The sequence below is a fragment of the Shewanella sp. GutDb-MelDb genome (assembly GCF_002836075.1).
Taxonomy (GTDB): Bacteria; Pseudomonadota; Gammaproteobacteria; order Enterobacterales; family Shewanellaceae; genus Shewanella.
Map to the genome: position 1 here is coordinate 1 of NZ_PJBM01000185.1, position 10,946 is coordinate 10,946.

Here is a 10,946-nt window from a genome sequence, read left to right on the forward strand (position 1 = left end):
AGCATACAAGATACTAAGTTAAGAGGTGCGGACTATTGGACGCACAGGATCAGTGAGCAGGAGATGCCTGCACTATGCTCGACAGTTAAAACGTTAGAAAAACTGGCTAAAGATGATATTTCTTCGCTGGCGATATTAGGTCAAAGCGTGATGCATGATAACGCGCTTACATCGCGAATTTTACGGGTGGCCAATAGCGTCACCTACAGTAAAGGCATCACTCAGGTGACCACGGTCAGTAAGGCGGCGGTAGTACTGGGTTTTGATGCGATAAAGAATATCTGTATTACTGCAAAGTTACTGAGTAGCCTACTGGAAACTGAAGGTTTGTCTGAAGGGGTTTATAAACGTCTACTGGGTTTAATGGCGCAGGCTTTTCAGGCGGCGATGTTAACCAAAATGCTGATGCACGATCATGATGAGGAGTTGCAAGAGGAGGTCTTTATCGCTTCACTTCTTTATCATATCGGAGAGAGCGCTTTTTGGGGGACTGGTTGTGCAGAAACCTTAGTGTTAGACGCCAAGCTCAATAAATGCCAATCGACAGTGGAGCGTGACAAGGCTGTTAGGGAGGTTTTAGGCACTAGCTTTCAACAACTTTCAGCCGGTATAGCTCGTAGCTGGGGGTTAGGCAGTGTATTGATAAAATCGCTTAGTCAGCCTGATGAACGTACCCCTGAAATTCGCAGTATCTTTCTTGCCAACAAACTTAGCCAGCTTCTGTCGCAAACACCGCCATCGATACTGGAATTATCTAAACGCTTAAAACAAACCGCCAATATTTTAAATATTGAAATTGATGAATTAAAAGCGCGCATGATCCGCTGTCATAAAGCCACAGAAATCATGGCGGATGCTTACGGCGCCCATGTATTAATTGATTTTTTACCAGATGTAAACCAACTTATTCTTGAGCACAATGTCCCTGAGCCTCAGCCTGTAATAAGAGCTGCCGATGTGTTTGAACAGTTAAAGTGTCTACGGGCATTAACGCAATGTGCGTTGAACAAGGCTGATTTCAACCAGGTCTTGTCGATAACGCTTCAGGGAGTGTTAAAAGGTGTGGGGGTTGACCGATGTGCGGTGTTGTTGCTCACCCCAAACCGCAAGGCATTGCAGCCGCGTATCGTATTAGGCGACGGTGCAGCTGAGATGAAAAACAATTTTACTATCGATCTCAATGGAGATAAAAATCTGTTTCAAGAGTCTATTCAAATCAAGAGTGCGCTGTTTGTTGATAATCCACATTCAAGTAAATGGCGGCTTTATATGGATGATACATTAAGGGCATTGACGTCACCTTCAGGCTTTATGGTTGCGCCCTTGATTATGAACCATACGGTGATTGGCGTTTTATATGCCGACAAAGACACTTCAGGAAGGCGCTTGAGCAAAGAGGATTTTGTAGGTTTTAGCCATTTTGCTGAACTTTCCAATGTCTGTTTTTCTGCTGCAGTTAAGTAGCCTTTTTACTTTTTACTTTTTACTTTTTTAGTTGGCGCTCTCAATGTTAATTGGGACGTGTACCCCCATACTCTAAAGCGCTATCGTTATGCTAAGGGGCGTCAGCTGCAATTATTTGCGTTGTAATCGATTTTGCAATGTCATTTGGAATGGGAAAGCTCAAATGATATTGGGCAATTTTCCAACCCTGTTCAGTCTTTATCAAAGTGCCTGTGCCACGGCTCACTCCGTAAGATGCGCTATTAAGAATTTCATCAAACCAGATAACCTCCCCATGCTGAGTCATTACTCGGCTGGTTAAGTCATAACGCCAACCTTTTGTGGGTCGCGCATATTGCTCAAATGTCGCCTTATCCCAGTGTTCATTGACATCTGTACCGATAAATATGCCATTGTCAGCGTACAGGTCAAAATAGTTGTCCCAATCAGCATTAGCTGAATAGATATTAAGGTGGTCCAGAAGGGCTGCTGCTTGTTGCTTATCATCATTTTGGCTGCTTGTTTGCGCAGCGGCATTGAATCCAAATAATAGCAATGTTAATAGTGTTGCTCGCCATAATGTTGATGTTCTATGGTGTAGATTAAACATAAATCCCTCATGATATTGGTTTTGTTTTAGTGCATCTCATCGATTGTATTTTCAATAATGTATTAGGGGCTGTTGATCTTTCACGGTTGTTTTTGCCGCCGTTTTAGCAAGCTGGGCGTTATGTCATTTAGCCCGTTAGGTGCCATCGCTTAAGTCTGATACGAATACATTATGCTACATCACAAAGGATCGCAAAAATTAGTGCGATAGGTCTACAGTCCTACTGCCAGTTTACAGGATCGAGCTTATAAAAAGTGCTCAACTCCTTATATAGCGCTGAATGTTGGGTTATAAACGCTTGAGGTTGTTCGAAGAATACTTCACTAATCACGGCAAAAAACTCAGCCGGATTGGTTGCACCGTAATAGCTAAATAATGAATATTGCTGCAGTTGGCTGGCTTCAACTAATTGTTGGTACTCCTGCATCATTACGGCTGACCAAGATGCATAGTCTTGTGTTCGGGTTAATATAGGCGCGCCGTTAGCATTACCGTCCTCTTGGTCAAGTTGGTGAGCAAACTCATGAATGACCACGTTACTGCCATCATCAGGCACTGCTGCGCCCTCTTTGGTGGTTTGCCACGATAGGATCACTTTGCCATGCTGCCATGACTCCCCCGAGAGAACTCGACTGCGCTCTGACACTAGGCCATTTGCATCGCGTTGTTCATTGTTAACGACAAACACGGATGGATAGATAAGGATCTCTTTTAAGTGTGGGTAGAAGTCAGTTTTGCGGTTGAGTAGCAGCAAGCATGCTTGGGCTGCCACCGTCACGCGAATATCATCATCAATTTCTAGACCGTCACAACCGACAAACTGTTTCTCTGCAATAAACACCTGGATATGTTTTTTCAGCTGCAGTTGCAGATCTGTAGGAAGTGAGCGGAAAAAGGGGATTCGCTTTTTCAGAATGACACGCCAAGCCTGGGGGAAGGGCGCTTGAGTCAGCATTTTCCTGCGCCGGTTGGCACGCCATGTTCGACTAACAATCCAAAAAATAGCGCTACCGCTAATGAGTAATATCAATAAAATCGCAAGCATCAGAATCCCTAATTAACATGTGAAGCCAAGATCCTCGTTACCGATAATGTGGCTTATGTTAATGATATGTGGACTGGGCAGTTGGAATTCAACGATAAAAGTGCAATATCGGGATTTTTTATGGGAAATAAGCAGTTGATGGAGTCTTGATGGGATAAAAAAAGGCTGACAGATCAATAATTAAAAACGTTTCCATTTCTGCCAGCTAAGTTGGGAGGGTGGTTACTCTACAATAATACTTTTCTCTATTTCTTTTCTCTCTTGTTGTGTCTTATTAAAATGATGTTCAATTAAAAAGCGCACTAGTTTTGACTTGGCAACATCACCGTCATCAGCCAAGGTTGCCAGATGGGCAATGGCAGATTCACTCAATGTGAATGTTGATTTTCTGAACGGAGCATTTCCTTTTGTTATTCTTTTAACCGTTGCCGATTTTGCTACAACGGACACATCGTCAGCGAGAACATTCAATGCAGACAAATTCAATGGGTGCTTGTTAAAGTTTAGCTCAATCACCTTATTTGTTGAGGGAGCAAGTTGCGCTTCTCCGACAGCATAGCGGTTAGCATCATTGATGAAATCATCAATTAAATCATCTAACGCTAACTGAGATGTCTGGATTTTATGATGAGTAGACTTAGACAGCGTAGAGTTTTTCTTGAGATCTGTCAGACCCATATTCACCTCTCATCTTTTTCATCTGTTTTTCGGCGATACGATTGCGTATCTCTGTTGCATTAGTCACTTGTAGCATTTCGGTGGCTATACCACGGATCTCGTTGGCAGCTTTACCCTGTGGTTCAATTTCCAACACAGATAAGCCTGATTCTTCACTGTCATCATAGATGTTTCGGCTATAAGTAATGGCATCAAGAACGTTGATGTCATAGGTTTTACACACTTCTTTAGCTTCTAAAATACGGTTAGCTTGGTTAGGTAAACTAGGGCATTGGGTTATGACAAATGTTGCGCGCATTTTTGGGTTAATCATCATACATGTTGCGACAATATCATCCATATGACTCACGGTTTTAAGGTCTCGGCGTTTAGGTCTGAGCGGCATGAGTACATGTGATGCTACTGACATTGTTGCGCGAAGGGCGAGGTTGTCCTGGCCACCACAATCAACAATGACATAGTCATAGTGTTGCTCAAGACTGAGTAAGTCATTACGTATTTTTCCGTATAACTGTACACAGTTGATACTGGGTAATTCTGGGTTGTTATTTCTGGCATGGATCCAGTCTGAAGTGGTACGTTGAGGATCGCAATCAACCATAATCACTGAAGCTTGGCATTCTGCTGTTAAGAAAACGGCAATATTTTGCGCTAAACAGCTTTTACCACTACCGCCTTTTTCACCACCAACTAATATAATCATGCTTTTTCCTCAAGTACGCGTTTATTTATCTGACTGTTAAGAAGCTGCTGGATGCGCACTGGTTTTATTGGGATAGCTTTATTAACTTCTGTCACCCAATGCAACAGCTGTAACATTAATTTAGGCTGCGATAGGCTTAAGGTCAACGGTATGATTTTTGACACTTTTATTTCAATTGACTGTTGAAGTATTTTTGACAAAAAAAGCGCTTTCGTTGGTTTTTTGACACTTCAGTCGGTGAAAAGGCTTACTAAGCTTATTTGTTAATTTTATTAGTGGCTTAGGTGGTTTTTAGGGCGTAAATATGTAGTCTAAACGGGTGTGTTTACCGAGTAGTTAGGTAATATCGTTATCACTCTTAAGTTTAATATTTCAAAAGTGACCTTTATCTATCACTTATATACTAATTGATTATATGGGGTTCGTGGGTCATAACCACTTAGTACCCATTCAGTGCTCGAGAATGTAAAGCGATAAGCGCGTTATAAAAAATGACGCCTTTGAATCCTACTCCATGTTAGGCTTTGCCGATGAATCAGCAGCAGTCATAAACACGGATGCAGCACAGTGGATGAGACATTATTACAAGAAGCGATTAGCCAGAAAATGCCCTTTGGCAAATATGCTGGGCGCTATTTACTCGAATTACCAGAGCCATACTTGGTGTGGTTTCACTCAAAAGGTTTTCCTGAGGGCAAGCTGGGGCAGCAACTGGCGTTAATGTATGAAGTGAAGCTCAATGGGCTTGAAGGTATGTTGCAACCCCTGCTCGACAAGGTAAAACGGGCAAGGTGACCGATTTATTACTTAATGCAATGGGTATTAATTGCTTCTTAAAAAAGTTCCGTGATAGGGCTAAATTTCCTTTGGAATGAGAGTTGCGTCTAATAGTTGGAGATTAGGTTATGATTAGTGAAGAGTATTAGAGATTTATGCTTTATTGCATGCTTTAATATATTTGAATTGATAACTTTGAAAGGAAATTTCCGATGATAGCTAAAATAGTTAAATTGGCTGCAGCAGCAACACTGGCTCTTGGTATGTCTAGCGCTTGGGCTCAAGGTGTTATGCATGAAGGTACTGTCATGGATACTATGAATGGCGGCGGTTATACCTATGTACAGATTAAAGAAGCTGACCAAACATTTTGGGCAGCGGGTCCACAAATTGAAGTTAAGAAAGGCGATAACGTCGTTGTTCAAGAGCAGATGTGGATGAGCGACTTTGCCAGCAAAACGTTAAATCGTACTTTTGACAAGCTATTGTTTGTTGGCAGTATCGACAAGAAGTAATACGGGTCTGGTTGTAGCTAAGAGCTCAACTGGTATCACAGTATAAGAAAACGGTGCAGACTTTGTCTGCGCCGTTTTCTTTTGTCATGAACTAGCGCAAAATAACGCTATTGTTTCGTTTGATTGATTGCCATGCTCAGAATTATTCCTTATAGCAAGTGTTATGCGGTCCAAGTTAGCCACTTATTTCATCTGGCCATTAATGTTATCGCCGATGATGTTTACTCTATAGCAGAGAAACAAGCTTGGTCATCTTCGCCTCGTTCCCGCTACCATTGGCACAAAAGGCTATCGCGCTCAAAAGCTTGGCTAATGATCGATGATGAACGTGATGTACAAGGTGTGCCTTTTTGTTGCGGTTTGGTCAACCTTGAGACTCATTTTAATACTCGTGGCTATATTGACAGTCTCTATGTCCACCCTGATTTTCAACATCGGGGGATCGCCACTGCACTTTTCACGCAATTACAAACTTGGGCGACTTCCGCCAATATCAGTAACTTGTCAGTGGATGCTTCTAAGCTTTCAAAACCGCTGTTTCTCTCTCATGGCTTTAGACTCCACCATCGCAGTTATCAAGAAAAGCGCGGTCAAATTATAATGGGTTATTTAATGAGTAAAGTGCTGCCAGTACAGGAGCAAAGTTAAGCTGGATAAAATGATGAGTGTGAGATTGTTTACTGAACAGGATGTCGACCAACTCGCGACCTTGTTTCACCTGAGTATCACGCAGGGAGCCAGTAGCCACTATAGTGCTGATGAACGTGCAGTGTGGTCACAAGCGCCTCGAAGTCATCAAGATTGGCTTACAAGGTTACAGCCTACTACAACATGGGTGGCGGTTGAGAGAGGCGTTATTGCGGGGTTTATCAACCTCAAGCCTGCACAGCTTAAACCATCGGACAGCGCTGAAGAGGTGCTTACGGCTGACATCGATTGTCTGTTTAGTCACCCTGATTTTACCGGAAGAGGAGTGGCCACTGCACTTTACGGCTATTTAGAAGAGTATGCTGCGGCGCAACATATAAAAGAACTCACGGTTGAGGCATCTTATTTAGCCAAGCCCTTTTTCGAAAAACAGGGATATAAGGTGCTTTCAAAGAACCGACATCCACGCGCAGGGCAGGTATTAGTTAACTTTAGCATGAGTAAAGTGCTGATAAATAAGTGACGTTGGATTGAAAGAATACCCCATCAAATAACGAGGTACTCTGTTCTGTTCTGTTCTGTTCTGTTCTGTTCTGTTAGCTAACGCTAATGGGCAGCTATCAGGGTTAACGTCTATGGCTAGTGTAATGCACCTGTGGCTCTATTACGTCCACGAGTGTTTCCGGCCGTGCCATAAAACGAATAAAAGCTTCTGCTAAGGTGAGCGTCTCGACACTGCGCTGCCAGCTGGACTGTAAAATAGGTGAGTAACCCTCTTTACCTGATGCGGTATATGCTGATGACACGCCGATATACTGTTGTTCAGGGTCAATATCAAACCACTGCGGTATGCCTTCAACGTGGCGCATAATTTCAAGCTTAATGATCCGTCCACCTAAGGTTTGTCTGCCATCATAAAAATACTTAAGGCCATAGGTGTAAGGGAAACTGCCTGCTCCAGTGCCGATGACACTATTATTCGTGGCAGCATTAATGGCAGATTCTAACATCTCAAATAGACAGCGGCCTTGAATTTGGTAGGTCACTAAAGGCAGGTCAAACGGCAAAATACGGCCGATCACTTCGGCAAGGCTTAATTGCCCTTTGTTAAGTGACTGCCTAACACCACCGGCATTGTGCAGTGCAAAATCAACTTCAATGCCCATATCGACAGTTTCTTGGAACATACTCCGGCTGACCAAAGGCGCTATCTCACTGCCATGGGGCAGTGCTTTGCTCGGTAAGCGTGTATGAATGAGGTTTCTTGGCACAAAGCCGAGAATTTGATTGTCGAGGGCATCAAGCGTTGGTCGATATTTTTTAAGGATGGCTTGCTGAATGACACTGTCTTCGCCATCCCAAAAAATAGCCGGGTTAGCGTCAAGTTTTGCGCGGATCGCCAGATAATTATCAGCGCTGACTTCACCTTCACCCGCTTGCAATATAAATTGCTGGTCGAGCATAAAATGATTGCCGCCGTTAAGATCTGTCACTGTGCCTTTGTCATCAAACGTAATATCAGCGATGCCTATGTTTTCGGCGTATTTTCCAGCATGCACAATCGGCGTGTTGTTCACGCGCTCCGCATAAGGCATATTGCTTAATCCCAACTCGCGAAAATCACCTTGCAGCGTGTGAGAATGGCCGCCAACAATCAAACTGATCCCATCAACGTCTTGGGCAAGTATTTTGTCTTGGTCTAGCCCTAGATGACTCAGCACGATGATGTGAACAATACCCTCAGCATGAAGCTTAGCGACGGTGCGCCTCGTCGTTTCAATGGCATTGATAAAATGCGTATCTTCGTCGGGGCGGGCAATCTCTTTCATTTGGTCAAGCGTGATCCCGACAATAGCGACTTGTTTATCCTGCAGTGGCTTTAAAATATACTTGGCTGTCTGCGTGTCGTTGTCGTAATCATAAAGGTTAGGGTGCGAGGCCAATCGTGCTGTTTTGTGTTGGCTTTCTTGGCTTAGATCCATATTGCCCGCAAGTAAAGGGAACTGGATATCGTTAAGGAAATCTAAGACCGGGCCGTTACCTGCATCTATTTCATGGTTACCGAGTACCATCGCATCGGGCTTTAACAGGTTCAGCAGATCCGAATTGGCTTTGCCTTTGAACTCTTTAAAGTAAAGTGTGCCTTGAAAGCTGTCGCCGCCATGTAAGAACAGAAACGATTGCTGATTGGCTTTGGCCGACAATTTGGCCTGAGATAGTTGGTAACCAATACGTGCGTATCCACCACTATGAGTGTATAGCGTTAATGCTTGTTGTTGCTCGAATATCGTAAACTGCAGTCGGTTTGCGTCGAAATGAGAATGTGTGTCGTTGATGTGGGCAAGTTTTAAAGTGTAATTAGACGTCATCTTAATCCTCAGAACCAAACAAGAATTATAGCACTACCATTCTGATTGGTGAAATACTGATTTTGGCGGTTAAAAAAAGGAGCTAAGCTCCCTTTTTTTTATTGATACCCAAGCGGCTTGGGTATGCAAGATAATTAGCCCTTATCTGGCTTGTCATCAAACTCGCCGTCGTCTGACAGCACAATGCCTTTATGCTTCATTCTACGACTCCACAATTTACGCGCTAATTGCTGCATATCTGTGACAGGGTCGTTGGAATCGACAATTTCGAGTCCTAGAAGTGATTCGACGATATCTTCCAGCGTCACAATGCCTTCACCAGAGCCGTATTCATCAACCACCATCGCAATCTTGGTATTACGCTTAATCATTAACTCAAACAGAGGGAGAATTTTTGCAGTCTCAGGAATGACCAGTAAGTTCTTCTTCAGCACTGCAATGGGCTCATTCGGCGTTTTACGCTCTGCCAGCAATACGTCGTTACGATTAATGTAGCCGATAATATTATCGGGTTCATCTTGGTAAACGGGGATACGGGTAAAGGGTTTCGTCATATATTTAGTGGCAAAATCACCTTGGGTTAATGTTATTGGTAGCTTAAACATCACCGTGCGAGGTGTCATGATGGTGGTGACTGGCATCTCTTTAACAGACAACATTTGAGTCAGAATTTTTGACTCCTGCTCGTCTAGTTCGCCAGAGACTCTACCAATTTCTGCCATTGCACTCATCTCTTGACGAATATACTGACCTTCATCGCCTTTACCCATTAGTTGGGTTACCTGCTTAGACATCCAGATAAGTGGCAAGGTGGCACGCTCCATCCACACTAAGGCGATTGAGACTGTTGGAGCAAGTGAGCGCCAGTAGTTCGCACCTAATGTTTTAGGAATGATTTCTGAGAAGAACAAAATAAGAAAGGTAAGCACACCTGAAAATACGCCTAACATCTCGTCACCAAACACTTTAGCGGCTTGCGCGCCGGCAACAGCGGCTCCAACAGTGTGAGCAATGGTATTTAAAGTAAGGATAGAAACGAGTGGAGATTCAACGTTTTCTTTTTGCTTATTCAACCTTGTTGCTGCAGCGGGGTTTGTTGCGGCAAGAGTGGCGATATAACTGGGTGTGACCGAGAGTAAAACTGCTTCAAACACACTACAAAGAAAAGAGATAGTAATGGCGACAAAAACGATAATGACAAGAGTTATCATACAGGTGAAATTACACTTCCAAATGGCGGACCAACATTGGTCTGAGCGGATTCTAGCACAGGTTTATATTATCCGTGATATGAGCAAATGAAGTTTAGACGCTATTTTTAGCGGTTTTTGACTCTATATGGAGTCCGTTATCCTTTGCTTAGCGGGTTTGTTTTGGTTTGGCGGATGAAACATTGAGTATAAGTGTATGAAATAGCAGCATGAGCATATTAGGGGTCCTAGGTTACTGGCCAAATTTTGTTAGGATCTGTATAATTCGCCGCCCGGATGCAGGTTTTAGGTTTTTGAGGTTACATACATGAGTGAAAAGAAGATCAATTTATTAGATCTTGATCGTAAATCGATGAGAGCGATATTTGCCGAAATGGGTGAAAAGCCGTTCCGTGCCGATCAATTGATGAAATGGCTTTATCACTTTGGTGTGAGTGACTTTGAAGAGATGACTAACATCAACAAAGCATTACGAGCAAAGTTAGCGCGTAAATTTGAAATTGTTGCGCCTGCCATTTCAAGTTATCAAAAATCAGCTGATGGCACTATCAAGTTTGCTATTGACGTAGGTAATGGCCAAGAAGTTGAAACGGTATACATACCGGAAGAAGATCGCGCCACTTTATGTGTCTCGTCTCAAGTAGGTTGTGCACTTGAATGTACCTTCTGCTCAACGGGGGCTCAAGGCTTTAACCGTAACCTGACCGTGTCTGAAATTATTGGCCAGGTTTGGCGTGTCGCTGACTTTATTGGCTTTGTGAAAGATACCGGCGATCGCCCTATCACTAACGTTGTTATGATGGGGATGGGTGAGCCACTACTTAACTTGAAGAACGTTATTCCGGCAATGGATATCATGTTAGATGATTTCGGTTTTAGCTTGTCTAAGCGTCGTGTTACCGTGTCGACGTCAGGTGTTGTGCCAGCGTTAGATATTCTTGGCGACG

12 protein-coding genes are annotated in these 10,946 nt (G+C 43.3%); 6 read left to right on the plus strand and 6 right to left on the minus strand.

Annotated elements, in window-relative coordinates; all coding sequences use genetic code 11:
- Window positions 1-3 precede the first annotated feature (3 nt).
- Window positions 4-1,464: an HDOD domain-containing protein gene (locus CXF82_RS09265; RefSeq protein ID WP_102044072.1), complete on the plus strand. Its 1,461-nt coding sequence runs from the start codon at window positions 4-6 to the stop codon at window positions 1,462-1,464.
- A gap of 91 nt (window positions 1,465-1,555) precedes the next feature.
- On the opposite strand, the gene CXF82_RS09270 is transcribed toward CXF82_RS09265, so the two are convergent.
- The 4 genes from CXF82_RS09270 to CXF82_RS09285 all read right to left on the minus strand — a co-directional run bounded on the left by CXF82_RS09270 (window position 1,556) and on the right by CXF82_RS09285 (window position 4,479).
- Window positions 1,556-2,053 (minus strand): nuclear transport factor 2 family protein, encoded by a 498-nt coding sequence (locus CXF82_RS09270; RefSeq protein WP_101093374.1) that lies wholly within the window; start codon window positions 2,051-2,053, stop codon window positions 1,556-1,558.
- Window positions 2,054-2,273: 220 nt separating this feature from the next.
- Complete coding sequence (locus tag CXF82_RS09275; RefSeq protein WP_101093373.1) at window positions 2,274-3,098, minus strand: M90 family metallopeptidase; 825 nt, start codon at window positions 3,096-3,098, stop codon at window positions 2,274-2,276.
- Between the two features lie 222 nt (window positions 3,099-3,320).
- The gene (locus CXF82_RS09280; RefSeq protein ID WP_101093372.1) at window positions 3,321-3,776 is read right to left on the minus strand and encodes a CopG family transcriptional regulator; all 456 of its coding nucleotides are present in this window, start codon (window positions 3,774-3,776) and stop codon (window positions 3,321-3,323) included.
- Window positions 3,736-4,479, minus strand: a complete 744-nt coding sequence (locus CXF82_RS09285) for a division plane positioning ATPase MipZ (protein WP_101093371.1) — start codon at window positions 4,477-4,479, stop codon at window positions 3,736-3,738. The genes CXF82_RS09280 and CXF82_RS09285 overlap by 41 nt, the downstream gene beginning before the upstream one ends.
- Window positions 4,480-5,046: 567 nt before the next feature.
- Between CXF82_RS09285 and CXF82_RS09295 the strand changes: the two genes are divergently transcribed.
- From CXF82_RS09295 to CXF82_RS09310, 4 genes are all read left to right on the plus strand, one after another.
- Window positions 5,047-5,274, plus strand: a complete 228-nt coding sequence (locus tag CXF82_RS09295; protein ID WP_101093369.1) for a DUF3820 family protein — start codon at window positions 5,047-5,049, stop codon at window positions 5,272-5,274.
- A 194-nt stretch (window positions 5,275-5,468) separates the two neighbouring features.
- The gene (locus CXF82_RS09300; RefSeq protein ID WP_101093368.1) at window positions 5,469-5,771 is read left to right on the plus strand and encodes an NrfJ; all 303 of its coding nucleotides are present in this window, start codon (window positions 5,469-5,471) and stop codon (window positions 5,769-5,771) included.
- A gap of 132 nt (window positions 5,772-5,903) precedes the next feature.
- On the plus strand, window positions 5,904-6,419 hold the full coding sequence (locus CXF82_RS09305) for a GNAT family N-acetyltransferase (protein WP_102044070.1): 516 nt from the start codon (window positions 5,904-5,906) through the stop codon (window positions 6,417-6,419).
- 13 nt (window positions 6,420-6,432) lie between these two features.
- The gene (locus CXF82_RS09310; protein WP_257982758.1) at window positions 6,433-6,942 is read left to right on the plus strand and encodes a GNAT family N-acetyltransferase; all 510 of its coding nucleotides are present in this window, start codon (window positions 6,433-6,435) and stop codon (window positions 6,940-6,942) included.
- Window positions 6,943-7,045: 103 nt separating this feature from the next.
- Here the strand turns inward: CXF82_RS09310 and CXF82_RS09315 are convergent, their stop codons facing one another.
- Both CXF82_RS09315 and CXF82_RS09320 read right to left on the minus strand, forming a co-directional pair.
- Window positions 7,046-8,788: a bifunctional metallophosphatase/5'-nucleotidase gene (locus tag CXF82_RS09315; protein WP_101093365.1), complete on the minus strand. Its 1,743-nt coding sequence runs from the start codon at window positions 8,786-8,788 to the stop codon at window positions 7,046-7,048.
- A 134-nt stretch (window positions 8,789-8,922) separates the two neighbouring features.
- The gene (locus CXF82_RS09320; protein WP_102038960.1) at window positions 8,923-9,999 is read right to left on the minus strand and encodes a CNNM domain-containing protein; all 1,077 of its coding nucleotides are present in this window, start codon (window positions 9,997-9,999) and stop codon (window positions 8,923-8,925) included.
- Between the two features lie 307 nt (window positions 10,000-10,306).
- On the opposite strand from CXF82_RS09320, the gene rlmN reads away from it, so the two are divergent.
- Window positions 10,307-10,946 (plus strand): dual-specificity RNA methyltransferase RlmN (rlmN, locus tag CXF82_RS09325; protein ID WP_102044071.1); only part of this gene is annotated, 640 nt, incomplete at its 3' end.